Raw genomic sequence first — 22,972 nt, forward strand, 5'->3', positions numbered from 1 at the left:
CACGACCACGACCACGACCATCATGAAAAACATGATGATAAACATCAAGATAAAGATGCTCAACACGCACACCATGACCATAAAAAAGATGTGCATGATGAAGGCGAGCACAGTGGTCACGGTGAATTCACGATTCAGTACCAATATCACTGCGATAACATGCCGCAATTGCAGTACCTCGACACGCAATGGTTTAACTTGTTCCCAAATACCCAAACTATCTCTGCCAATGTACTGACAGACAAAGCACAATCTGCCTCTGAGTTGAAAACAAACAGCACTCGCATTACGTTTTAAGGCGTATAAGCAACAACCTAGAGTAAGCACATACTTACTCTAGGTTCACTGTCGTTAAAGGAATTCACAATGAGTGATTTGCATATTCTATCGCTGACGTCTGTCATTGAATTGAAAGAGGTCGAATTTCGTTGGCCGAATAGCTCACAACCAGCCTTATCTATCCAAGATCTTTGTGTAAAACGTGGAGAGCACCTTTTTATTAAAGGGCCAAGTGGTTGTGGCAAATCGACCTTACTGAGCTTACTGACTGGGATCAACCAAGCACAACGAGGGGAGGTCTCTATTTTAGGCACCAACCTGTCGACGTTAACTTCCCGTCAACGGGATCGTTTTCGAGCCGATCACATTGGCTACATTTTCCAACAATTTAATTTATTGCCTTATCTCTCAGTGATTGAAAACGTTACGCTACCTTGCCATTTTTCCAGCACTCGCAAGCAGAATGTTGCAGGCGATCTGATTGAGAAAGCAAAACAGTTACTCACTCGCTTACATCTTGCACCTGAACTACTGACTAAACCGGTTATCGAACTGAGTATTGGCCAGCAGCAGCGTGTCGCGGCGGCGAGAGCACTGATTGGAGAACCCAAGCTGATCATCGCCGATGAGCCAACCTCTGCGCTGGATCACGACAATCGACTCGCGTTTATCGAACTGTTATTGGAAGAGGCGAATCGGGCAGGTTCAACGCTGGTGTTTGTGAGCCACGATCCCACCTTAGAAGCTTTATTTGACCGCGCAGTTTACCTCCCTCAATTGAATCAGGCAGGAGTGACAGCATGAATGTAATTACCAATCTGGCGTGGAAAAGCGTACTTAACCGCAAAACCACAGCGCTACTCTCCATTCTGACGGTTGCCATTTCAGTCATTCTGTTAATGGGGGTTGAACGCATTCGAACTCAAGCCAAAGAGAGCTTTGCCAACACCATTTCAGGGACGGATCTAATCGTCGGTGGCCGCTCTGGACAAGTCAACTTGCTGCTCTATTCGGTATTTAGAATTGGTAATGCCACCAATAATATCGACTGGAAAAGCTACCAAGCCTTCAGTGAGCATCGCAGCGTCAAGTGGGCGATCCCCATTTCCTTGGGTGACTCACACCAAGGGTTTCGCGTTATGGGCACCAATCACCATTATTTCGAGCATTTCAAACATGGAAGTAAGCAACCACTCACCTTCTCTCAAGGCACTGATTTTCATGGTTTATTTGAAACGGTATTGGGTTCAGATGTCGCCGAAACCTTAGGTTACCATATTGGCAGTGACATCATTATTGCGCATGGGATCAGCGATGTGGGTTTTAGCCGCCACGACAACCTCCCCTTTAAAGTGGTGGGCATTTTAGCGCCAACGGGAACGCCCGTAGACAAAACGGTGCATGTCTCATTAGAAGCGATTGAAGCCATTCACGTGGGTTGGGAATCGGGTGCGCATTTAGGCAATTCACCATCCAAAGAGCAGCTTGAACAACACAACTTTCAACCCAAGCAGATCACCGCCATGTTGATCGGTTTAAAATCGAGAATTCAAACCTTTGCACTGCAACGTGAAATCAATAACTATCGCCAAGAACCTTTGAGCGCCATTATGCCCGGCGTCGCTCTGCAAGAACTGTGGGGTATGATGTCAATAGCAGAACAAGCTTTAATGGCGGTGTCGGTCTTTGTGGTGGCGGCAGGGTTACTTGGTATGCTCAGCAGCTTACTGACAAGCTTGCAGGAAAGACGCCGTGAAATGGCGATTCTGCGCGCCATGGGTGCACAACCTAAACATATTTTTGCTCTGCTTATCAGCGAAGCGACGACGCTGACCTTCATTGGCATCTGCGTTGGATTAGCGGGGTTGTATTCACTGCTCGCACTGGCGCAACCTTTTATTGCACAGCATTATGGCATTCAAATCACACTCAGCACCTTAAGCAGCTATGAGTGGCAATTATTAGCTTATGTACAGCTGGCTGGCATTATTATTGGTGTTATCCCGGCTCTACGCGCCTATAGACAATCACTTAGCGATGGAATGACCATTCGAATTTAGGACTTAACGATGAAAAAACTACTGCTTATCAGCACGCTGCTGCTATCAGGCTTGTTACCGATGTACGCACAGAGTAATGAACAAGTACTGACGCTCGATTGGATCGATCTGATCCCGGAGAACGAACGTAACCAATTCAACGCCGATGGCATGCCAGCATTGAACCATGATGGCGAAATGACGGCTGCACAATCAAAAATCGGCGGAGTTAGAAAAGAGCTCAATGGCAGCGTGGTCAAAATACCCGGCTTTGTGATCCCACTGGAAGGTGACGCCAATAACGTTACTGAGTTTCTACTGGTGCCCTACTTTGGCGCATGCATTCACGTGCCGCCACCGCCACCAAACCAAATTATTTATGTGAAATATCCGCAAGGTGCTCCAATCCAGCAGCTCTGGGATGTAATTTATCTGATTGGAACACTGAAAACCGAAAGTGTTAGCCACGATCTGGCCGAAACAGCGTATGTGATCGAAGGCACTGCGATCGAAGAATACGACGACATGTAGTTAACAAAATAGCAACCTATTGATTCATCTAAACTAAACGATATATTTAGATAAATACGCTAGCAAAGCGACATATATCAACAATAGTAAAGTAATCGATAGGTGCTTTTTCAGTCTATTTTCTTTCCAACACTTCATAAGCGCCCCACAAATTCCGATAACAATTTTAACAAGTTATTATCATTAGGGATAGCGCAAATTTATGATCTAGAACGAATGTTTTTCCTAGATGGAAAATGCGTTACACGTTACATTTTAATCCATGAATGAAATGGGTGATTGAAGCGGACATAAAATGGCAGATACCAACAACCCTGTAGTGATTGAACATCAAGCTAACTCAGGTCAAAGCCACGAAAAAAAATCGAGCTACATCAAAGACAGTGGTAGTCGCATTTTGAATATTGCTCAATATCACGGCTTAGATGCGCTGCTACAAACGGATCCGCCAGAAAAAACCTCGCTTGATCGCGCCTTATTTAGAGAACAGCAACGTAAAGAGCAGCGACAAAAAAACCTAGAGCAGATCGTCAAACTGGCGCATATCTCTTGTAAAAACGAGACCGCGGGAGAGCCTGATCAAGATTGGTTACACCGTTTTTTCGATATGGCGCAAGACATCCACAACTCTTCGATGCAGCGACTTTGGGCGCAAGTACTCAAACGCGAGGTGACCAACCCCGGTTCAACCTCAATGAAAGCGCTGCAAGTATTACAAGACATGACACCAAAAGAGGCACAGATACTCCAAAAAGCCTCAGCGTTAGCCTGCTGTTTTGGTAGCGATAACAGCCGCAAGCTGTTGGTCGGCATTCGTGCTACTAACGGTATTTTTAGTTTAGGAAAACGCATCAACACATTTGTCATCAATATGGGTAGTTTCCAATTACCCTATTCGAGCCTGTTGGTACTGATCGAGCTTGGCTTACTGCATGCCACTGAACTGGAATCTGGAGAAATTGAACTTGAACCGGCACTGCTGTTGACCTACCAAGGCAAGAATCTGTCACTGCAATCGATGAGTAAAGGGGTAAGGCTGCTCTATTACCGTTTCAGTCCCACTGGCAATGAGCTGTGTAAGCTACTGGGTAATAAACCGAATATGCAGTACTACGATCAGATGTTGGCGGTGCTTAGCCAGAAATTCACTGTCCACACCGAAGTTGCCAGCAGCTCTTTTCATCACGCCGTCTAGCCTCAAAAATAAAGGGCTCAAGCTGATGAGCCCTCTTCTACATTAGGCGATAATCGCTCGCACTTGCAGCGCTGTTAGGCAAATTTCCACCAGCTCATCAATGCTTTTTTCGCCAGCCGCAAGATCGATCTCAGGGTTTTGCGGCGACTCATACTCAGAATCAATGCCCGTAAAATTACTGATTTCACCAGCGCGCGCTTTTTTATACAGCCCCTTCGGGTCGCGCTGCTCGCACACGTCCAACTTGGTATTGACAAACACTTCGATGAATTCACCTTGTGGCAGCATATCGCGCACTAATTGACGCTCAGCACGATGCGGTGAAATGAATGCTGATAACACGATTAACCCAGCATCGGCCATCAGCTTCGCGAGTTCACCAATACGGCGAATATTTTCTCGCCGATCTTGCTCTGAGAACCCAAGGTCGCTGCACAAGCCGTGGCGTACATTATCCCCATCGAGTAAATAGGTGTGATACCCGAGTTGAGCTAAACGCTGTTCCAACGCACCAGCAATGGTTGATTTTCCCGCCCCTGACAACCCCGTAAACCACAATACTGCTGGCTGTTGTTGTTTTAAATTGGCGCGGAACGACTTATCCACCGTATGCTGATGCCAGACAACATTTTCATCTTTATTGGCCAAATTCGTACTCATTACTCTATCCTTTGTTGTCTCAAACTAGCCAATAGAGGGACGCTGTAAGCGGCAATCCCTCACACCGAATCAAATCACCACAGTTAAGCCTTGAGTAACTGACGAAGATCTTTGGCTTCCCAGTGTGGAAAGTGCTTGCGGATCAAGGCATTCAATTCCACTTCAAATGCAGAATGGGCGCTTTGAGCATGAGCGATGTTTTGCAAACTATCTCGAACTAAGCCCGCCCCCACCGTCACATTCGTCAGGCGATCGATGATGATAAAACCACCAGTATTGGCACTGTCTAAGTATTTATCCAGCGCGATCGACTCTGTTAGCGACCATTCACACAAGCCAATGCCATTGAGCGGCAACTCTTCACTGTGATAAGTCGATAAATTATTAATATCGTACTGGTGACGCACCGCTTGCAACTGGCCGACGGTTTTCTTACCTGCAATTTTGATGTTGTATTCACGCCCGGCTTTGAGCGGTTGTTCTGTCATCCAGACCACATCGGCTAATAGATGGTTAGTTGATTCAACCTGCGCTCCTTGCAGCAAAATAAGATCACCACGGCTGATGTCAATTTCATCGCTGAGCGTTAACGTCACCGCTTGGCCTGCTTGCGCTTGCGGCAAATCTCCATCGAAAGTAACAATACGTGCCACGGTGGATGTTTTTCCGGACGGAAGTGCGGTGATTGCATCTCCAACGCTGATGCTGCCCGCTGCAATCGTGCCAGCAAAACCGCGAAAATCGAGATTCGGTCGGTTCACATACTGCACTGGAAAACGAAACTCACCGGCTCCTTTTTGCTGATCAACGTCCACCGTTTCAAGTAGCTCCAGCAGTGATGGGCCTTGATACCAACGCATATGTTGGCTTGCTTCGACCACGTTGTCCCCTTCCAGAGCAGAAAGTGGGATGATCTGAATATCAGTATCACCTTGCAGATGCTTTGAAAATTCCACGTAGTCTTGACGGATCTGCTCAAAACGCTCTTGTGAGTAATCGACCAGATCCATCTTATTCACCGCCACCACAAAATGCTTCAAACCTAACAGATTGGCAATGAATGAGTGGCGACGCGTTTGATCCAAAATGCCTTTACGGGCATCGATCAAAATCACCGCGAGATCGCAAGTGGATGCGCCTGTCGCCATATTGCGCGTGTACTGCTCATGCCCCGGAGTATCGGCAATGATGAATTTGCGCTTTTGAGTAGAGAAATAGCGATACGCCACATCAATGGTGATCCCTTGCTCACGTTCCGCTTGCAGGCCATCAACTAACAGAGCTAAATCGGGGCGCTCGCCCGTCGTGCCAACACGCTGGCTATCGGAATGGACGGCGGCCAGTTGATCTTCATAAATCTGTTTTGTGTCATGAAGCAAACGACCAATCAAGGTACTTTTTCCATCATCAACCGAGCCACAAGTCAGAAATCTCAGTAACGATTTGTGCTGGTGTTGCGTGAGATAAGCTTCAATACCGATCTCAGAAAGCTGAGCCTGAACTGCACTATTCATAATCTTTCCTTAGAGGCTTAGAAATAACCTTGGCGTTTTTTCAATTCCATCGATCCTGATTGATCGTGGTCGATCGCGCGGCCTTGTCGTTCACTGGAAGTGGCCACCAGCATCTCTTCAATGATGCCCGTTAGCGTATTGGCCTCTGATTCAATTGCGCCAGTAAGTGGATAACAACCTAACGTGCGAAAACGCACACTCTTGTGCTGAACTTCTTCTCCGGATTGAAGCTTCATCCGCTCATCATCAACCATGATCAGCATCCCATCGCGTTCGACAACTGGGCGAATGTCCGATAAATACAGCGGTACGATCTCGATGTTTTCCAAATAGATGTATTGCCAAATATCCAATTCAGTCCAGTTCGACAACGGGAAAACACGAATGCTCTCACCTTTATTGATTTGGCCGTTGTAGGTTTTCCATAGCTCCGGACGCTGGTTCTTCGGATCCCACGTGTGGTTCTTGTCACGAAAAGAATAAACACGCTCTTTCGCGCGTGATTTCTCTTCATCACGACGCGCACCACCAAAAGCAGCATCAAAACCATATTGGTTCAACGCTTGTTTTAAACCTTGGGTTTTCATGATGTCAGTATGCTTTGAAGATCCATGCTCAAAAGGGCTGATCCCCATCGCGATCCCTTCTGGGTTTTTGTGTACCAAAAGCTCAAAACCATACTTGTGCGCCATACGATCACGAAATTCGATCATTTCACGAAATTTCCAATCGGTGTCCACATGCAGTAGTGGGAAGGGAATTTTCCCCGGATAAAAAGCCTTGCGCGCTAAATGCAGCATCACCGAAGAGTCTTTACCAATCGAATACATCATTACTGGGTTATCAAATTCAGCGGCCACTTCACGTAAAATATGAATACTTTCGGCTTCGAGCTGTTGTAAATGGGTTAAGCGTTGTTGATCCATCTGCATGCTTCCTTTTCGCTCGCATTGCGAGCCTTGTGCAATGAGAAATTGGTTTGAGTATTGAGTTGGAACTAACTGACTAGCCTTGCAATCAGGCGTAATTCACTTGGTTTTGCTGCGCGGGTTGTTCACCAAACCAATGCAGTTTTTCCGACAGCGCCACCACTTCGCCCACCACAATCAAGGCCGGAGCCTGCGCCCGCGCCGCCAGTTGTGATAAGTCACTGAGCTGCCCTTTGAAGACTTTTTGTGAACGCTGAGTACCGCGTTCAATAATCGCGATTGGTGTGTTGGCTTGGCGTCCATGTTCAATCAACTGCTGCTGGATATAACTCGACTTCATCAAGCCCATGTAAATGACTAAGGTTTGATTACCACGTGCCAGTGTTGACCAATCCATGTCATCGTTTTCCGCTTTAAGGTGACCGGTGACAAACAGAGCGGATTGCGCATAATCACGATGAGTCAGTGGAATTCCCGCATAGGCTGTTGCGCCTGCCGCCGCTGTAATACCGGGGATCACCTGAAATTTCACTCCCGCATCAAACAGCACTTCCAACTCTTCACCACCGCGGCCAAACATAAACGGATCGCCGCCTTTAATACGCACGACTTTGTAACCTTGCTGCGCAAAATCGATCAGCAATTGATTGGTTTTTTCTTGAGGAACACTGTGGTGTCCAGCGCGCTTACCCACGCAGACTAAGATGGTATCGCTCGGCACCAGCGCCATAATTTCATCAGACACTAGGTAGTCGTACAACACCACGTCGGCTTGTTGTAGAAAGCTCAACGCTTTGAGCGTCAGCAGTTCTGGGTCACCCGGCCCTGCACCAATCAAAGCCACTTCACCGCAGGTCAATTGGCTTTTGACGTACGATGGAGCGCTACTTGCCAAAGCATCATTGTTGACCGCAACTAAGCGCGGCCCTTTGATTGGCAACTGAGAAATGGTTTCCGTCGTACTCATTATTGTTATCCATAACTTAATTCATGGACGCATTATGGCGGGCTCTTCATATTACCTGAAATTCTAAAATTTCATTTTTTATATCAAAAGCTGATAAGGGAATGGATAATTCCGAATAAGAAGTGACTATCTCTCTGATTAAAAGCCAATCAATGATGAGATCTTGTCGACAGAATGCCGGTGAGTTAACGCGTAACATCACAAATTGATATTCATTGAAATCATCGTTTCATAAGATTTTGTTACATTAGACGAGTTATTTGTTCCCTACCCCTAACTGGAGTACACAATGAAAGTGGCAGTGAAACCTCTCTCCATCGCGATTTTGAGCGGTATGTTAGCAATGGCTGGCCCAGCAATGGCGGACACCATTAAACTGCGTATCGTCGAAACGACCGATATTCACACAAATGTGATGGATTACGATTACTACAAAGACAAACCATCGAACCAAATTGGTTTATCTCGTGCGGCGACGTTAGTGAAGCAAGCGCGCAGCGAAGTCGAAAACAGCATTTTGGTCGATAACGGTGATTTGCTCCAAGGTAGCCCAATGGGCGACTATATGGCCGCCAAAGGCATCAAGGTTGGTGAGGTTCACCCAGTTTACAAAGCGATGAATCAGCTCGGCTACGATGTGGGTAACATTGGTAACCATGAATTTAACTACGGTTTGTCCTTTTTAAAGGAGAGTATTAACGACGCCGCATTCCCGTATGTCAATGCCAACGTCTATGACCAACAAACGGGCAAACACCTCTTCAATCCCTATCTCATTAAAACGCACACGTTCAAAGATACCGATGGCAAAGAGCACCAAATTAAAGTGGGTTACATTGGTTTTGTCCCACCACAAATCATGGTGTGGGATAAGAAAAATCTTGATGGCAAAGTGTTTGCCAAAGACATCAAGCAAACAGCCGAGGAGCTGATCCCGCAGATGAAAAAAGAGGGTGCCGATGTGATCGTGGCGATCCCGCACTCTGGTGTCTCAGCTAACCCATATTCCGTTGGTGCAGAAAACTCGGTTTACTACCTCACCCAAGTAGAAGGCATTGACGCGATTGCTTTTGGTCACTCTCACGCGGTATTCCCTAGCCAAGATTTTGCCAAACTGCCAGGAGCAGATGTAACTAAAGGCACCATTAATGGCGTAACCGCTGTCATGCCGGGGCGCTGGGGTAGCCATGTCGGTGTGATGGATCTGACTTTGCAAAGCAAAGATGGCCAATGGTCAGTCGTGAATGGTCAATCCCAAGCTCGCCCAATCTTCGATAAAGCCAATAAGAAATCATTGGCAGCAGCCGATACAGGCATAGTGAAAGCCTTAGAGTCAGACCACAAAGGCACGCGAGATTTCGTGAATCAACCGATTGGCCAAGCAAATGATGTGATGTACAGCTTTTTAGCCTTGGTACAAGATGACCCAACCGTGCAAATCGTTAACCTTGCACAAAAAGATTATGTGGAACGCTTTATTCAAGGCGACCCTGATCTTGATGGTTTGCCGGTGTTATCGGCCGCAGCCCCTTTCAAAGTTGGTGGCCGTAAAGATGATCCTGCCGGTTTCACTGAAGTCGAAGCTGGCCAACTGACATTTCGTAACGCAGCGGATCTCTATCTTTACCCTAATACATTAGTCGCGCTGAAAATGACGGGTAAAGAAGTGAAGGAATGGTTGGAATGCAGCGCGGGGCAGTTTAATCAGATTGATCCGCACAGCACTCAACCACAATCCTTGATCAATTGGGCTGATTTCCGCACGTATAACTTTGATGTGATGGATGGGGTGAATTACCAAATCGATGTGACTCAACCCGCCAAATACGATGGTGATTGTAAAGTGGCGAATAAAGATGCTGAGCGCATTGTAGGCTTAACTTATCAAGGTAAACCTATCGATGTAAAACAGACCTTTATTGTCGCCACCAATAACTACCGCGCTTATAGCAATAAATTTGCAGGCACAGGCGCACAATTTGTTGCCTTTGACTCACCCGACGAAAACCGCACGGCCGTCGCCAACTACATTTCGCGCGTGAGTAAAGAAAAAGGTCAAGTTACGCCAAGTGCTGATAACAACTGGTCGTTTGCTCCGATTAAAACTAATACCGCGTTAGATATTCGTTTTGAAACCTCTCCAAGCGAGAAAGCAGTACAGTTCATCAAAGAGAAAGGCCAATACCCAATGACTTTGGTGGAAAACGATGAAGTTGGTTTTGCGGTTTACAAGATTGACCTTACCCAATAAACCCCCACTCAAATCGATTGAAAGAGGCCAATGAATTAAGGCGCTTTCACCTCACAAACGCAGCCTTTCGCTGCGTTTTTTATTTCCCGCTCGACAACCCTAACTCTGATCTTGATGGTTCTTGACTATCCACACTTCATTTAAGGCTCGTTACAACCTCTGTTTAATTTTCAAACATTAGTTTGATTAAATTTAATTATAAAAAATCATCAAATATGCAATTTTTCTATTCTTTGGCAGGTCTTTGTCCTCGTAATGAGAATAAAAGCGCAATCAGCGCCTTATTCTATACTTGATCATAATTTGCTAAGGAGGAAGTGTGGGGCTTGCTATCGACATTCAAACCTTTCTAACAGCCGAAAGTCATTCACTGACTTTACTATTCATCGGCGTAATTTTGCTTTCCTATTTGTTAGAGGATGTCGCTATTGTCACCGCCGCCACACTGGCTTTGCAAAATCTCATGCCCCCCGGCTTGGCGTTGTTGGCTATTTTTGTCGGCATTGTTAGTGGCGATCTCGGTTTGTATTACTTAGGCCAAGTGGCACAACGCGTTCGTCCGCTTCGTTATCAAGCGCTGACCAATAAACATTTTCGAACCGTCCGTCGCAAACTGCACCATCATACTTTTTTAAATCTGTTTATTATTCGCTTTGTCCCCGGCCTAAGAACGGTGGGCTTTACTTTGAGCGGCTTTTTTTCTATTCCGTTGGCGCTATTTCTGTGCTCCGTACTGACGGCCACAGCACTGTGGACACTGATCGTTTTTTCAACGCTTTATTACCTAGGGAGTCAGGTTTGGCAACAGTCCTCTCATTATCAATGGATCATTATTCCTATCGCGGTTGGGCTATTAATGCTCACTAATCGTCTTCTCAACAAATCATTTTCTAAAGGATTGTCATGAACGCCAAATTAGAAATACCTTGCATTGCACATGGCAAAATCAACGCGGGTATGCCGCTTTTAGAGCAAGACACCAAACGCAGCATTTCTCCTTATGAATTTCTGCCCAGTTGGTTTTTCTACACTCCGGTGGTGATTCAAAGCCTGCTGCAAGGGCTGCGTTATGGCAACTGGGGCTTACCCTTAATTGCAAACCCCGGCATCAAGCTCAGCGGCATGGTTGGAGAGTCAAAACACGACATTCTTAATCTAGCCGGTGAATACGCTCAGCAGTGGATATCGCCCTTTATCACCAGAACGAAAAGCCATCAAACCGCTCAGCAGCAAACAGCACAGGCTCTGTCTGCAATGCAACAAGCATCGTTGGATTTCCCTCTTGTCGCTAAACCAGATTTAGGCTGCCGCGGCGTTGGCGTCAAACTGCTGCAAAATGAACAGCAACTGAGTGACTACATTCAATCATTCCCGATTAATGCCCGTTTTTTACTGCAACAAAAAGCGCCGTATCAGGCTGAAGCTGGCGTGTTTTATGTGCGCTATCCCGGTGAGGCTCAAGGCAACATTATTTCCATCACGCTCAAGTACGCCCCGTTTGTCACTGGGGATGGCATTCACACTTTAAAGCAGTTAATTGAACGCTGCCCACGCGCGGGGCAACTCCCTCACCTCTATTTTCCTCGCCACCTTGAGAAGCTCGATTGGGTTCTTGAAGCAGGGCAGGAGTTTCAACTCGCCTTTGCGGGCAGCCATAGTCGCGGATCGATTTTCCGCAATGGTAACCGTTACATTACTCGCGCTCTCACCAACAAGTTAGATGAGATTTTTAACAATGTTGACGGGTTTCACTATGGGCGGCTCGATATCAAGTTTGCCAATATTCACCAATTGATGGCTGGAGAACAGTTCACGATTTTGGAAATCAATGGCGCAAGCAGTGAAGCCGCTCATATTTGGGATAGAGAAACACCGCTGCGAGAGATCTTCTCGACCTTACTCAGACAGTACCGAATCTTATTCGACATTGGCGCGCAACAGCGAAAGTTAGGCCATCAAACACCCAAAATGGCTGAACTGCTGAACGCTTGGCGCAAAGAAAAGGCCTTAACCGAACACTACCCAAGCACGGATTAACCTTATCCATAAGAACAATCATAGGGATAGAAATATGTTTGCAATCACCACAAGTTCACAACAAAGCGCATCGCAGCCTAATCATGCCCCCGTGATCCAAGGCGGCATTGAAACACTGGAGCAAGCGCACCAGTTTCTCGAACAGTTAGAAGATAGGCACTACACCCACTTAGCCACGCCAATTGTCGCCAGTTCAGTGGGGCAACATTTTCGTCATTGGTTGGATCTGTTTCATGCGCTGGCTAACTCAACTAGCACTATTGATTACAACCAACGCCGTCGGGGCCACCTCGTTGAGACGTCCCGCGCTGCGGCCTTGGCCGAAATTGAGTATTTAATTCAATGGTTAACGCAGTGCTCGGCCTCACTCCAAAAATCCGTTACGGTACTTGTTGAAACCTCATTGCAGGAAACGCAAGTGTGCTCTCTCTCATCAACATGGGAGCGAGAGTTAAGCTTCGCCACTTTGCATGCACAGCACCATTTTGCGATGGCTAAAGTGGTCGCTCATTTGCTGCATGTAGAAACCGATGCCGCTTTCGGCTTAGCGCCAGCCACGGCCTCCTTCATTCGGGGGCAATAACATGTGCTCAGTTTCTTGGTTACTCGACAAACACGGCTATCATCTGTTTTTTAACCGTGATGAACAAAAAAACCGCCCATTAGCGTTGCCGCCTAAACAATACACGCAAGCTGGTGTTGAAGTGTTGATGCCGATTGATCCTGCCGGTGGAGGCAGTTGGATCAGCCTTAATGAATGCGGTTTGGCTTTGTGCTTGCTCAATAATTACCAAGGTAAAATCCCCCAAGGAGCCGATGCCGAACGCTTAGTGAGCCGCGGTCAATTGCTTAAGCATTTATCCAGTCAAGTCAGTGTCGAGAAGGTTATCCAAGCGTTTACACAGCTTAATCTTCAGCAATTTGCACCATTCACTTTGCTTGCTTTCGACCCTAATTTAACTGATGTACAAGGCAATGTAATGGCTCTGGCGTGGAATGGTGAACAGAGCCAAATTGCGGTGACGCAATCGCCTCTATTTTCATCCAGTGCCGATTTAGAACAGGTGAAACACTACCGCTCACAGCTCTATCAAGCTTTAATCGCTGAGGAAGATAGTGTGCAACAGCGACTAAAGTTTCACACCCACCACCATGTCGCCCATCCACATTGGGCACCCTGTATGCATCGTCAAGATGCGCACACCGTTAGCTTTACCTATTTACGCGTCACACAACAGCAGCAGTATATGACCTATATCTCAGGTTCACCTTGCTTACAGCTCAGTGAGACATCACTCCACCAGCAGCGCGATGAGATCGACAAAACCACGCCTTGGGTCGCCAATTTATGAGGAATCAACAATGAAACGTTTACTAGGACTATTACTACTAATTGTCAGCAGCGTGAGCCTCGCTGAGGATGAAATTTACACCAGCTTTCTGAGCAATAAAGCGCTGAGTGGCTATGACACCGTCGCCTACTTCACCGAAGGAGAGCCAGTAAAAGGTTCCTCCGATTTTTCGACCCTTTATAAAAATGCGCAGTGGTATTTTTCTTCAAAAGAGAACCTTGAACTGTTTCTGAATAACCCTAACCAATATGCGCCGCAGTATGGCGGCTACTGCGCTTGGGCCGTCTCTGAAAAGAACGATTTTGCTCCGGGAGATCCCAATCAATGGGCGATTGTCGACGGCAAGCTCTATCTCAATTACGACAAAAAGATCAAAACATTATGGGATGCCAACCAAGCGGTGCACATCCAACAAGCCGATAAAAATTGGCCCAATTTAATTAAGTAGGAGCTACACCATGACGTTTAAAGCTAGCCAGCATCTTCCCTCACTCTTGATTGCGTTTGTTTTTATTCAATCGCTTGTCTTTAAGTTTTCCGGCTCTTACGAAACCAACTATATTTTTGGCACCTTAGGTGCGTGGTCTGGCCTCGGTTGGTTTGCTGTGTATGGCGGATATTTAATCGGAACGGCTGAACTGATAGCCTCTATTTTGCTGTTTAGCCGCTGGCATGGCCTTGGTGCACTGATGAGCGTCGGCATTATGAGTGGTGCGATTTTCTTTCATTTATTTACGCCTCTTGGCATTGTGATGCCAGAGTTTAACCAAGTAGGAGAAGTGGTCGGCAATGATAGCGGCCTGCTATTTGCGATGGCTTGCCTTGTTTGGTTGTGTGCGGCTTTTTTGGTGCGACGAGATCTCAAAAACGGTGATGGTTTATTGCACCAGTGGCTGAATAAAGGAGTGTAATTATATGCTAGCCAGTCCTTTTCGTTTACCACGACACACTCCATTTGGCGTCGCAGAATCGATTGTTGAATGGGCCTCTGGTCTTGCAACACTGGATAAACTGTATCAGCAGCGTCCTGCCAAACCCTCTTGCTTTGAGTTTATGCGCTACACGCTAGCGGCACTCAATATCGAATATCGCCTTGCTTTAGGCAGCATCGATAACATTCCACAAACAGGCCCAGTGGTGATCGTCGCTAACCACCCGCTGGGCGCAATTGAAGGGGTGATATTAGCCGATTTAATTGGTTCAGTACGCACCGATATTAAAGTGCTGGCGAATCAGTTGCTAAAGCGCCTGCCTGAAATTAGTGAACTCTTTATCGGTGTCGATGTGTTCAATAGCAAAAGTGCTCGCAGCACCAATGCGCAAGCCATTCGAGATGCGAACCTTCATTTGGCTCAAGGTGGCTTATTGATTATCTTCCCCGCAGGTGAGGTATCTACTTACCCCAAAGGATCGCAAACACTGTCGGATATCGAATGGAGTCAATCCGTCGCCAAATTTGTTAAACGCGCCCAAGCCACCACCGTCCCGATCTTTATTAATGGTAAAAATAGCACTCTGTTTTATCAAGCGGGGCGAATTCATCCACTACTGCGAACGGCATTGCTCGGCCGCGAGCTACTGAATAAGCAGGCGCACAACATTGAAATTTCCATCGGCAATCCCATCCCCTATTCCGAAGTAAAAGCATTTGAACAGGAACGAGACATTGTTCATTATCTGCGTCTCAATACCTATTTAATGAGTGCAGCACCTTCCGCAACGCAATCCTCACCAGAGTTAGTGACATCGCCCCTCCCTATTATTAATTCGCTTACCGCAGAGAAACTCGAGCAAGATCTCGCCGCGCTGCCAAGCGAAAGCAAGCTCTTAGAGCAAGGTGATTGGATTGTCTATTGCGCCGCAAGCGAGCAGTTACCCCACATACTGCAAGAGATTGGTCGAATTCGTGAAGAGAGTTTTCGCGCCGTAGGTGAAGGAAGCGGCTTAGCTTGTGATCTTGATGAGTATGATCGCCATTACTACCAGCTCTTTGTTTGGCACAAGAAAGACCGTCAAATTGTTGGAGCTTATCGATTGGGGTTAGTGGATAAACTGATAGCGAAGCAAGGGTTAGCAGGGCTCTATTCCCGTAGCTTATTTCAGTATGATGAAGCCTTCATCAACACACTCGATACCAGTATTGAGCTAGGCCGCTCGGTGGTTTCCTCGAAATACCAGCGCAACCTCAACTCACTGTTAATGCTGTGGAAAGGTATTGCTGCGTTTGTCGCGCGTCATCCACAATACACGCACTTGTTTGGCCCAGTAAGCATTAGCAACGATTACAGCCACACCGCGCGACAATTAATGGCCGCAACACTCTCTATTCATCATTATGATCATGAAAAGGCAACCTTGGTTTCACCTTCCACTCCACTACGGAGCAATGGGAACACATTTTGGCAAACCAACTTGCTCTCCTCTTTGGCAAGCATTTCTCTGCTGTCGAAAGTGTTAGCGAAAATGGAAAATGGCAAGGGCCTTCCTGTATTGCTGCGCCAATATTTAGGGATGAATGGCAAGCTCGTCTGTTTTAATGTCGACCCCGCGTTTAACAATGCGTTAGATGGCTTAATTGTGGTGAACTTGAAACAAGTTCCGCTGCATACATTGGCAAAATACATGGGTAAGGAGCAAGCCAGCGCTTATTTGGATTCGACACCTTTCAGTTCAAAGCCCTCATAAACGCAAAAGCCAGCGAGTTGTTCGCTGGCTTTAATTCTAAATGAAGGGGCTTATTTTAGAAGGCGTGCTCTAAATTGGCGTCCTTTCATCTTACCGCTTTCCATTTTCTTCAGTGCTTTTTTCGCCACCGATTTATGGACTGCAACGTAGCTGCGCATCGGTAACATGTTAATTTTACCGACATATTGACCGTCAATACCGTCGTTACTGGTCAAGGCCCCTAGAATATCTCCCGGGCGTACTTTCTGCTTTTTACCGCCATCAATCTGGATAGTGACCATATTGGCTTGATAAGGCGCGTTGTTTAACGCACTGGCATCAGGCAATTTAGCAGGTTCGATGGGCATATCCATATATTCATCAATCATCGCCACTCGGTGCATTTCACTGTCACTGAAGAAGCTAAAAGCTAAACCTTTACTGCCCGCTCGGCCAGTACGCCCAATGCGGTGCACGTGCACTTCAGGATCACGTGATAACTCAAAGTTAAATACTGCATCTAAGTTATCCACATCAAGGCCACGTGCCGCCACATCGGTTGCAACTAAAATGGAGATACTTTTATTAGCAAACTGCACCAAAGCTTGGTCACGGTCACGCTGCTCTAAATCACCATGCAGTTCCACCACACTAAAGCCCTTGTGATGTAGATCTTCAGCAACACTTTGTACTTCTTTCTTTGTATTACAGAACACCACGGCAGATTCAGGCTGATGGTGTAAAAGCAGTAGTTCTAACGCGCGATCACGCGCCTCTGTACCCTCTACTTTATAAAAATATTGCTGAATGCTGGACGTATCATGGGTGGATTCAACTTTGACCATTTCAGGCTCACGCATAATCCGCTGCGCAATTTGTTTGATTTGATTTGGGAACGTAGCACTAAACAGCAATGTTTGACGGCTGGTTGGCGTTTCATTGATGATCGCATCCAGCGCTTCTTGGAAACCCATTTCGAGCATTCGGTCCGCTTCATCAAGCACTAACGTATTGAGTTCAGAGAGATCGATACGACCTTTGTCTAAATGGTCAAGAATACGCCCCGGAGTACCAACCAAAATATGTGCACCGTGCTCTAACGAACCAATTTGTGGCCCCATTGGCATGCCGCCACACAAGGTGAGCACTTTAATATTATGAATGGCGCGGCCGAGTGTGCGAATATCCGTTGCGACTTGATCGGCTAACTCCCGCGTTGGGCATAGCACCAAAGCTTGAACGCGAAAACGCTTAACGTTGAGGTTAGATAATACGCCTAAACCAAACGCTGCTGTTTTTCCTGAGCCTGTTTTTCCTTGGCCAATCACATCCTTACCCGCCAAAATGGTTGGCAAGCTTAACGCCTGAATCGGCGTCATCTTGGTGTATCCCAAAGTATCGAGGTTAGAAAGAAGTTCTGGTTGTAGATTTACCGTTGAAAAAGAGAGATTACTCAAGAGACCGTCCTTTCGTTAGACGAAAATTAAACGCCTATTATCGTTATTTAACCTCGTGTGGCTAGTGAATCTTTATTTATCATTCATCAAGTTTGTAGCTCACTCTTAACCTTTGTTAATGAATCATGCACTTAAGCTTGATAGAGTAACGACATCCATTTTTAAAGAGGCACTACGATGATTACTTGGCACTGTCTTTCATTCTCACAATTAACCACTCATCAACTTTATGCACTACTTAAACTGCGCGTCGATGTCTTTGTGGTCGAACAAACCTGTCCTTACCCTGAATTGGATAATAAAGATATTCAGCCGGGTGTTTTTCATTTAATTGGTGAACAGGATCAGCAGATTGTTGCCTGCGCGCGCTTGCTCCCTACGGGGATTAGCTACCCAAGTGTCAGCATTGGTCGCATTGCAACCCAAAAAGAAGCGAGAGGAAATGGCCTTGGACACCAATTAATGCAGCAAGCATTAGCCGAATGCCAGAAGCTGTGGCCCAATCAAGATATTGAAATTGGTGCACAGCACTATCTTGCTAGCTTCTATCAAAGTTATGGTTTTCAACAAACGTCGGCGATGTATCTAGAAGATGATATCCCGCATATCGACATGCAGCTCAGCAAGTAAATAGCCCCCTTGATCAAAGCGTGTTATTTACTACGGCCAAATCCGCCATCTGAGCGCCTGAAAAACATCACTGATTGATCGTTTTTTTCAAGTTGTAGGATATCGAGCTGCCCATCAGCCGCAAGTTTGAAGCGAACTAATTGGCCTTGGGTAATTTGGCTGAGCGGTTTGTCACTGCCTTCAATTTTGACTAAGGCATTAAGATCAGACATCGGTAAATCATTTGCCCGAAAAACCTGCGACAAAGTGTCCCCGTTTTTAACCGTGTACTCTCGCCAGAACTCAGATTTACGATCGGTTTGTTGAGGCGTTTTTTGTTCACTCAACCCAACCGTATTTATGCTAATTTCCACACGCTCACTACTTTTCGGTACAGCGGCCTGCTCTGTTCGCTCAGGAAAAGGAATAATAATGAGCAAACACACTACTGGAACGATCGCTAATAAAGCGCGCTGGTGAAGCTTAGGCAGCGCCAGCCAAACTGTGCGAACACGTAAAATAAGGCCACGCCAATCGAATGCATGCCACTTCTGTTGGATAAACGCTAAATAATCAGTTTGCGGTTTCTTCTTGTGACGACGATTCATCTTAACCCGTCTCCTTTTCTGTCGAGCTACAGTATAAAAACTCAAGAGGGATCAGTATAGAGCCAAGGTGGCGATAACGTAAACGTTGACACAATCTTGAACATTTTTCTTTGGGATCTGCGATTTGTCACAACCTGAAGGTTCAATATTGGATATTTTCCATTAGCATTTCATCCCATGCTTGAAACTGATATCCTTTGGCACTTGTTTATTTACATAAAAAGAGTGACTGTTTATGTCTGAAGTAAAATTTGACACTGTAGAGCAAAAAGCAAGCTACGGTATCGGTCTACAAATGGGCCAACAACTTGCGGGTAGTGGTCTAGAAGGACTTAACGTTGACGCAATCGCCGCAGGTATCGCAACCGCATTAGTAGGCGACATGCCATCAATTGAAATTGATGAAATCAATAATGCACTGCAAGAGTTGCACATGCGTGCAGAATCTCTGCGCCAAGAAGCTGCCAAAGCAGCCGCAGCCGACGGTGAAGTATTCTTAACAGATAACGCACTACGCCCTGAAGTGACCGTGCTTGAATCTGGTCTACAGTACGAAATTCTTACAGAAGGTACGGGGGATATCCCGACATCTGACAAGCAAGTACGTGTTCATTACCACGGTGAATTGACTGACGGTACAGTATTTGATAGCTCTGTATCTCGCGGTCAACCAGCTGAATTCCCAGTAACAGGTGTAATCAAAGGTTGGGTAGAAGCACTACAACTGATGCCTGTGGGTTCAAAATGGAAACTCTATATTCCACAAGATCTTGCCTACGGTGAGCGTGGCGCTGGCGCTGCAATTCCTCCTTTTGCAGCTCTAGTATTTGAAGTAGAGCTACTCGATATTCTATAAATAGAATTGATAGTGAGAAGGTTGGCATTCGCTGACCTTTTTTTATTAGTATTTCTTACTTAACATCTATCAAAAACGACACTACGCATAATTATCTGGTTAGCCTGTGTTCAAAGATAAAATCTACGCATACAAAAAAGCCGAGTATTACTACTCGGCTTTTTTAATTATACGAACTGATTACTCAGCAGCAGCTTCTACAGCTACTTCTGGGCGATCGACAAGCTCAATGTATGCCATTGGAGCTTTATCACCAGTACGGAAACCGCACTTTAGGATACGTGTGTAGCCGCCTTGGCGAGCTGCAAAACGTGGACCTAGTTCGTTAAATAGTTTTGCCACAACTTCGTTATCACGAGTGCGAGCAAATGCTAGACGACGGTTTGCAACACTGTCAGTCTTAGCTAGTGTAATCAAAGGCTCAACGACGCGACGTAGCTCTTTTGCTTTTGGCAAAGTAGTCTTGATAACTTCATGACGTACTAGAGAGCTAGCCATGTTGCTGAACATCGCTTTGCGATGACTGCTGTTGCGGTTGAGTTGACGACCACTCTTACGATGGCGCATGACCTAATCCTTCTAACTAGTATCGATTAATCTTCAGCGATAGACGCTGGCGGCCAGTTCTCTAGGCGCATGCCCAAAGATAGACCACGTGATGCAAGCACGTCTTTAATCTCTGTAAGAGATTTCTTACCAAGGTTTGGCGTTTTAAGTAGCTCAACCTCAGTGCGCTGTACTAGATCACCGATGTAGTGAATCGCTTCTGCTTTCAAACAGTTAGCAGAGCGAACTGTTAGTTCAAGATCGTCTACAGGACGCAGTAGGATTGGATCGAATTCTGGCTTCTCTTCCTTCTCCTCAGGTACACGTACATCACGAAGATCTACGAACGCATCCAATTGTTCAGCAAGAATAGTTGCCGCACGACGGATTGCTTCCTCAGGTTCTAGAGTACCGTTCGTTTCCATATCGATAACGAGCTTATCTAAATCAGTACGTTGTTCTACGCGAGCGGCTTCCACAGAGTAGGCAATTTTGTCTACTGGGCTGTAAGTAGCATCTACAAGTAGACGACCGATTGGACGCTCATCTTCTTCAGTATGGATACGAGCTGAAGCTGGAACATAACCACGACCACGTTCTACTTTGATACGCATAGCGATCTCAGCGTTGTCATCCGTTAGATGACAAATCACGTGCTCAGGGTTAGTGATCTCTACATCACCATCATGGGTGATGTCACCTGCAACAACAGGGCCCGAGCCTGATTTGTTCAGCGTAATGAACACTTCATCTTTGCCTTCGGCAACGCGAACAGCCAAACCTTTTAGGTTCAGAAGGATCTCAAGGATATCTTCTTGAATGCCTTCTTTGGTGCTGTACTCGTGTAGTACGCCTTCAATCTCTACTTCAGTTACAGCACAACCTGGCATTGAAGATAGAAGAATACGGCGAAGTGCATTACCCAGAGTATGGCCGAAACCACGCTCTAACGGCTCAAGAGTTACTTTTGCGTGTGTCGTGCTAATCTGTTCGATATCAACAAGACGTGGCTTAAGAAATTCTGTTACAGAACCCTGCATTGTGTCCTCTCTTTAGTTTAACCTTACTTAGAGTAAAGCTCGACGATCAATTGTTCGTTGATGTCAGCTGACAGGTCAGAACGCTCAGGCATACGCTTGAATGTACCTTCCATTTGGCCGCCATCTACTTCAATCCAAGTTGGTTTTTCGCGTTGTTCAGCAACTTCTAGAGCTGCTTTAATGCGAGATTGCTTTTTAGCTTTCTCACGGATTGCAACAACGTCGTTAACCGCAACATTGAAAGAAGGAACGTTTACAACTTTACCGTTAACTAGGATAGCTTTGTGGCTTACTAGCTGACGTGCTTCTGCGCGAGTAGCGCCAAAGCCCATGCGGTAAACTACGTTATCAAGACGACCTTCAAGAAGCTGAAGTAGGTTTTCACCAGTATTGCCTTTAAGACGTGCAGCTTCTTTGTAGTAGTTACGGAATTGTTTTTCTAGAACGCCATAAATACGACGAACTTTTTGCTTCTCACGAAGCTGAACACCGTACTCAGATAGACGACCGCGACGAGCGCCGTGTACACCTGGTGCGTTGTCAATTTTACACTTGGTATCAATCGCACGAATGCCTGACTTAAGGAACAAGTCAGTACCTTCGCGGCGGCTAAGCTTCAGCTTAGGACCCAAATATCTTGCCATGATCTTTCTCCAATCTTCCTAGAAACGTTATACGCGGCGTTTCTTAGGTGGACGACAACCGTTATGAGGGATTGGTGTCGCATCAACAATGTTAGTGATACGGAAACCAGCAGCGTTCAGTGCGCGAACAGTTGATTCACGACCTGGACCTGGACCCTTAACCATAACCTCTAGGTTCTTAAGGCCGTATTCTTTAGCCATTTCAGCACAACGCTCAGCAGCAACCTGTGCAGCGAACGGAGTAGACTTACGAGAACCGCGGAAACCAGAACCACCAGCAGTTGCCCAAGCTAGAGCATTACCTTGACGGTCTGTGATAGTTACGATTGTGTTATTGAAAGATGCATGGATGTGCGCTACGCCATCAGCAACTTGCTTGCGTACACGCTTACGTGCGCGAGTTGGTTGTTTTGCCATTGTACTCTATACCCTTCCGACTATTTCTTGATCGGTTTACGCGGACCCTTACGGGTACGAGCGTTGGTTTTAGTACGCTGTCCACGTAGTGGTAGACTGCGACGATGACGAAGACCACGGTAACAGCCAAGGTCCATAAGACGCTTGATGTTCATGGAAACTTCACGACGAAGATCACCCTCTACAGTGTATTTAGCTACACCATCACGCAGTAGATCGATCTGCTCTTCAGTTAGTTCACTGATCTTAACACTTTCAGCAATACCCAAATCAGCTAAGATAGCTTTCGAACGGGTCTTACCGATGCCGTAGATTGCAGTTAATGCAATTACAGCATGCTTCTGATCAGGAATGTTAATGCCTGCTATACGGGCCAC

The 22,972-nt window shown here is 46.3% G+C and carries 26 protein-coding genes; 15 read left to right on the forward strand and 11 right to left on the reverse strand.

What is annotated here, in order from left to right; all coding sequences use genetic code 11:
• From PL85_RS07375 to PL85_RS07395, 5 genes are all read left to right on the forward strand, one after another.
• Window positions 1-297: ZrgA family zinc uptake protein (locus tag PL85_RS07375; RefSeq protein WP_139788274.1), on the forward strand; the 297-nt coding region annotated here is incomplete at its 5' end.
• Window positions 298-366: 69 nt separating this feature from the next.
• Window positions 367-1,083 (forward strand): ABC transporter ATP-binding protein, encoded by a 717-nt coding sequence (locus tag PL85_RS07380; protein ID WP_013855948.1) that lies wholly within the window; start codon window positions 367-369, stop codon window positions 1,081-1,083.
• Window positions 1,080-2,339: an ABC transporter permease gene (locus tag PL85_RS07385; protein WP_115339326.1), complete on the forward strand. Its 1,260-nt coding sequence runs from the start codon at window positions 1,080-1,082 to the stop codon at window positions 2,337-2,339. The genes PL85_RS07380 and PL85_RS07385 overlap by 4 nt, the downstream gene beginning before the upstream one ends.
• Before the next feature lie 9 nt (window positions 2,340-2,348).
• The gene (locus tag PL85_RS07390) at window positions 2,349-2,849 is read left to right on the forward strand and encodes a DUF3299 domain-containing protein (RefSeq protein WP_013855946.1); all 501 of its coding nucleotides are present in this window, start codon (window positions 2,349-2,351) and stop codon (window positions 2,847-2,849) included.
• Between the two features lie 295 nt (window positions 2,850-3,144).
• On the forward strand, window positions 3,145-4,044 hold the full coding sequence (locus tag PL85_RS07395; protein WP_088721320.1) for a TIGR03899 family protein: 900 nt from the start codon (window positions 3,145-3,147) through the stop codon (window positions 4,042-4,044).
• 42 nt (window positions 4,045-4,086) lie between these two features.
• Here the strand turns inward: PL85_RS07395 and cysC are convergent, their stop codons facing one another.
• The 4 genes from cysC to cobA all read right to left on the reverse strand — a co-directional run bounded on the left by cysC (window position 4,087) and on the right by cobA (window position 8,114).
• Window positions 4,087-4,704 (reverse strand): adenylyl-sulfate kinase, encoded by a 618-nt coding sequence (gene cysC / locus PL85_RS07400; RefSeq protein WP_047690501.1) that lies wholly within the window; start codon window positions 4,702-4,704, stop codon window positions 4,087-4,089.
• Window positions 4,705-4,787: 83 nt separating this feature from the next.
• Window positions 4,788-6,218 carry a sulfate adenylyltransferase subunit CysN gene (gene cysN, locus PL85_RS07405; protein ID WP_115339327.1) on the reverse strand — a complete coding sequence of 477 codons (1,431 nt, stop codon included), beginning with the start codon at window positions 6,216-6,218 and terminating at the stop codon, window positions 4,788-4,790.
• Window positions 6,219-6,235: 17 nt separating this feature from the next.
• The gene (gene cysD / locus PL85_RS07410; protein WP_234826547.1) at window positions 6,236-7,144 is read right to left on the reverse strand and encodes a sulfate adenylyltransferase subunit CysD; all 909 of its coding nucleotides are present in this window, start codon (window positions 7,142-7,144) and stop codon (window positions 6,236-6,238) included.
• Window positions 7,145-7,235: 91 nt separating this feature from the next.
• Window positions 7,236-8,114 carry a uroporphyrinogen-III C-methyltransferase gene (gene cobA / locus PL85_RS07415; protein ID WP_094133341.1) on the reverse strand — a complete coding sequence of 293 codons (879 nt, stop codon included), beginning with the start codon at window positions 8,112-8,114 and terminating at the stop codon, window positions 7,236-7,238.
• Window positions 8,115-8,403: 289 nt separating this feature from the next.
• Here cobA and cpdB point away from each other — a divergent pair, with 289 nt between their 5' ends.
• The 8 genes from cpdB to PL85_RS07455 all read left to right on the forward strand — a co-directional run bounded on the left by cpdB (window position 8,404) and on the right by PL85_RS07455 (window position 16,439).
• Window positions 8,404-10,365, forward strand: coding sequence for a 2',3'-cyclic-nucleotide 2'-phosphodiesterase (cpdB, locus tag PL85_RS07420; RefSeq protein ID WP_115339329.1), 1,962 nt, complete (start codon window positions 8,404-8,406; stop codon window positions 10,363-10,365).
• A 319-nt stretch (window positions 10,366-10,684) separates the two neighbouring features.
• The gene (locus PL85_RS07425) at window positions 10,685-11,272 is read left to right on the forward strand and encodes a DedA family protein (protein ID WP_047690508.1); all 588 of its coding nucleotides are present in this window, start codon (window positions 10,685-10,687) and stop codon (window positions 11,270-11,272) included.
• Complete coding sequence (locus tag PL85_RS07430) at window positions 11,269-12,402, forward strand: D-alanine--D-alanine ligase (protein ID WP_088721324.1); 1,134 nt, start codon at window positions 11,269-11,271, stop codon at window positions 12,400-12,402. The genes PL85_RS07425 and PL85_RS07430 overlap by 4 nt, the downstream gene beginning before the upstream one ends.
• Window positions 12,403-12,436: 34 nt before the next feature.
• Window positions 12,437-12,985 (forward strand): hypothetical protein, encoded by a 549-nt coding sequence (locus tag PL85_RS07435; protein ID WP_013855937.1) that lies wholly within the window; start codon window positions 12,437-12,439, stop codon window positions 12,983-12,985.
• Window position 12,986: 1 nt separating this feature from the next.
• Window positions 12,987-13,754, forward strand: a complete 768-nt coding sequence (locus PL85_RS07440; RefSeq protein ID WP_115339330.1) for an NRDE family protein — start codon at window positions 12,987-12,989, stop codon at window positions 13,752-13,754.
• Between the two features lie 10 nt (window positions 13,755-13,764).
• Entirely contained in the window at window positions 13,765-14,202 is a 438-nt protein-coding gene (locus PL85_RS07445) for a YHS domain-containing (seleno)protein (protein ID WP_115339331.1), read from the forward strand.
• Window positions 14,203-14,212: 10 nt separating this feature from the next.
• Window positions 14,213-14,665, forward strand: coding sequence for a hypothetical protein (locus tag PL85_RS07450; RefSeq protein ID WP_013855934.1), 453 nt, complete (start codon window positions 14,213-14,215; stop codon window positions 14,663-14,665).
• Between the two features lie 4 nt (window positions 14,666-14,669).
• Window positions 14,670-16,439 (forward strand): lysophospholipid acyltransferase family protein, encoded by a 1,770-nt coding sequence (locus PL85_RS07455; protein WP_115339332.1) that lies wholly within the window; start codon window positions 14,670-14,672, stop codon window positions 16,437-16,439.
• Between the two features lie 50 nt (window positions 16,440-16,489).
• Here PL85_RS07455 and dbpA read toward each other — a convergent pair whose 3' ends face one another.
• Window positions 16,490-17,875 carry an ATP-dependent RNA helicase DbpA gene (dbpA, locus tag PL85_RS07460; RefSeq protein ID WP_017042859.1) on the reverse strand — a complete coding sequence of 462 codons (1,386 nt, stop codon included), beginning with the start codon at window positions 17,873-17,875 and terminating at the stop codon, window positions 16,490-16,492.
• A gap of 177 nt (window positions 17,876-18,052) precedes the next feature.
• Between dbpA and PL85_RS07465 the strand changes: the two genes are divergently transcribed.
• The gene (locus tag PL85_RS07465; RefSeq protein ID WP_115339333.1) at window positions 18,053-18,505 is read left to right on the forward strand and encodes a GNAT family N-acetyltransferase; all 453 of its coding nucleotides are present in this window, start codon (window positions 18,053-18,055) and stop codon (window positions 18,503-18,505) included.
• Window positions 18,506-18,528: 23 nt separating this feature from the next.
• On the opposite strand, the gene PL85_RS07470 is transcribed toward PL85_RS07465, so the two are convergent.
• Window positions 18,529-19,092 carry a LysM-like peptidoglycan-binding domain-containing protein gene (locus PL85_RS07470; protein WP_064625935.1) on the reverse strand — a complete coding sequence of 188 codons (564 nt, stop codon included), beginning with the start codon at window positions 19,090-19,092 and terminating at the stop codon, window positions 18,529-18,531.
• A 235-nt stretch (window positions 19,093-19,327) separates the two neighbouring features.
• Between PL85_RS07470 and PL85_RS07475 the strand changes: the two genes are divergently transcribed.
• Window positions 19,328-19,948: an FKBP-type peptidyl-prolyl cis-trans isomerase gene (locus PL85_RS07475; RefSeq protein WP_010318783.1), complete on the forward strand. Its 621-nt coding sequence runs from the start codon at window positions 19,328-19,330 to the stop codon at window positions 19,946-19,948.
• A gap of 180 nt (window positions 19,949-20,128) precedes the next feature.
• On the opposite strand, the gene rplQ is transcribed toward PL85_RS07475, so the two are convergent.
• Genes rplQ through rpsM form a run of 5 tightly spaced genes read right to left on the reverse strand, consistent with a single transcriptional unit; the run spans window position 20,129 to window position 22,972 of the window.
• Window positions 20,129-20,515, reverse strand: a complete 387-nt coding sequence (rplQ, locus tag PL85_RS07480; RefSeq protein ID WP_017042856.1) for a 50S ribosomal protein L17 — start codon at window positions 20,513-20,515, stop codon at window positions 20,129-20,131.
• Window positions 20,516-20,541: 26 nt separating this feature from the next.
• The gene (locus PL85_RS07485) at window positions 20,542-21,534 is read right to left on the reverse strand and encodes a DNA-directed RNA polymerase subunit alpha (RefSeq protein ID WP_010318781.1); all 993 of its coding nucleotides are present in this window, start codon (window positions 21,532-21,534) and stop codon (window positions 20,542-20,544) included.
• Between the two features lie 23 nt (window positions 21,535-21,557).
• Window positions 21,558-22,178 carry a 30S ribosomal protein S4 gene (rpsD, locus tag PL85_RS07490; RefSeq protein WP_013855928.1) on the reverse strand — a complete coding sequence of 207 codons (621 nt, stop codon included), beginning with the start codon at window positions 22,176-22,178 and terminating at the stop codon, window positions 21,558-21,560.
• Window positions 22,179-22,205: 27 nt separating this feature from the next.
• On the reverse strand, window positions 22,206-22,595 hold the full coding sequence (gene rpsK / locus PL85_RS07495; protein WP_001118870.1) for a 30S ribosomal protein S11: 390 nt from the start codon (window positions 22,593-22,595) through the stop codon (window positions 22,206-22,208).
• Window positions 22,596-22,615: 20 nt separating this feature from the next.
• On the reverse strand, window positions 22,616-22,972 hold the full coding sequence (gene rpsM, locus PL85_RS07500; RefSeq protein WP_010318779.1) for a 30S ribosomal protein S13: 357 nt from the start codon (window positions 22,970-22,972) through the stop codon (window positions 22,616-22,618).

It is taken from the genome of Vibrio anguillarum (assembly GCF_001989995.2).
Lineage (GTDB): Bacteria > Pseudomonadota > Gammaproteobacteria > Enterobacterales > Vibrionaceae > Vibrio > Vibrio anguillarum.

Excerpts from the sequence above, each read along its gene's own strand:
- PL85_RS07450 (WP_013855934.1), top strand. The coding sequence starts at position 14,213 with ATGACGTTTAAAGCTAGCCAGCATCTTCCCTCACTCTTGATTGCGTTT.
- cysD (WP_234826547.1), bottom strand. The coding sequence starts at position 7,144 with ATGGATCAACAACGCTTAACCCATTTACAACAGCTCGAAGCCGAAAGT.
- PL85_RS07380 (WP_013855948.1), top strand. The coding sequence starts at position 367 with ATGAGTGATTTGCATATTCTATCGCTGACGTCTGTCATTGAATTGAAA.
- PL85_RS07390 (WP_013855946.1), top strand. The coding sequence starts at position 2,349 with ATGAAAAAACTACTGCTTATCAGCACGCTGCTGCTATCAGGCTTGTTA.
- rplQ (WP_017042856.1), bottom strand. The coding sequence starts at position 20,515 with ATGCGCCATCGTAAGAGTGGTCGTCAACTCAACCGCAACAGCAGTCAT.
- PL85_RS07445 (WP_115339331.1), top strand. The coding sequence starts at position 13,765 with ATGAAACGTTTACTAGGACTATTACTACTAATTGTCAGCAGCGTGAGC.
- PL85_RS07395 (WP_088721320.1), top strand. The coding sequence starts at position 3,145 with ATGGCAGATACCAACAACCCTGTAGTGATTGAACATCAAGCTAACTCA.
- PL85_RS07455 (WP_115339332.1), top strand. The coding sequence starts at position 14,670 with ATGCTAGCCAGTCCTTTTCGTTTACCACGACACACTCCATTTGGCGTC.
- cysC (WP_047690501.1), bottom strand. The coding sequence starts at position 4,704 with ATGAGTACGAATTTGGCCAATAAAGATGAAAATGTTGTCTGGCATCAG.
- PL85_RS07470 (WP_064625935.1), bottom strand. The coding sequence starts at position 19,092 with ATGAATCGTCGTCACAAGAAGAAACCGCAAACTGATTATTTAGCGTTT.
- rpsK (WP_001118870.1), bottom strand. The coding sequence starts at position 22,595 with ATGGCAAAACAACCAACTCGCGCACGTAAGCGTGTACGCAAGCAAGTT.
- PL85_RS07475 (WP_010318783.1), top strand. The coding sequence starts at position 19,328 with ATGTCTGAAGTAAAATTTGACACTGTAGAGCAAAAAGCAAGCTACGGT.
- cobA (WP_094133341.1), bottom strand. The coding sequence starts at position 8,114 with ATGAGTACGACGGAAACCATTTCTCAGTTGCCAATCAAAGGGCCGCGC.
- PL85_RS07430 (WP_088721324.1), top strand. The coding sequence starts at position 11,269 with ATGAACGCCAAATTAGAAATACCTTGCATTGCACATGGCAAAATCAAC.
- PL85_RS07440 (WP_115339330.1), top strand. The coding sequence starts at position 12,987 with ATGTGCTCAGTTTCTTGGTTACTCGACAAACACGGCTATCATCTGTTT.
- rpsD (WP_013855928.1), bottom strand. The coding sequence starts at position 22,178 with ATGGCAAGATATTTGGGTCCTAAGCTGAAGCTTAGCCGCCGCGAAGGT.
- cpdB (WP_115339329.1), top strand. The coding sequence starts at position 8,404 with ATGAAAGTGGCAGTGAAACCTCTCTCCATCGCGATTTTGAGCGGTATG.
- PL85_RS07485 (WP_010318781.1), bottom strand. The coding sequence starts at position 21,534 with ATGCAGGGTTCTGTAACAGAATTTCTTAAGCCACGTCTTGTTGATATC.
- PL85_RS07465 (WP_115339333.1), top strand. The coding sequence starts at position 18,053 with ATGATTACTTGGCACTGTCTTTCATTCTCACAATTAACCACTCATCAA.
- PL85_RS07385 (WP_115339326.1), top strand. The coding sequence starts at position 1,080 with ATGAATGTAATTACCAATCTGGCGTGGAAAAGCGTACTTAACCGCAAA.
- cysN (WP_115339327.1), bottom strand. The coding sequence starts at position 6,218 with ATGAATAGTGCAGTTCAGGCTCAGCTTTCTGAGATCGGTATTGAAGCT.
- PL85_RS07435 (WP_013855937.1), top strand. The coding sequence starts at position 12,437 with ATGTTTGCAATCACCACAAGTTCACAACAAAGCGCATCGCAGCCTAAT.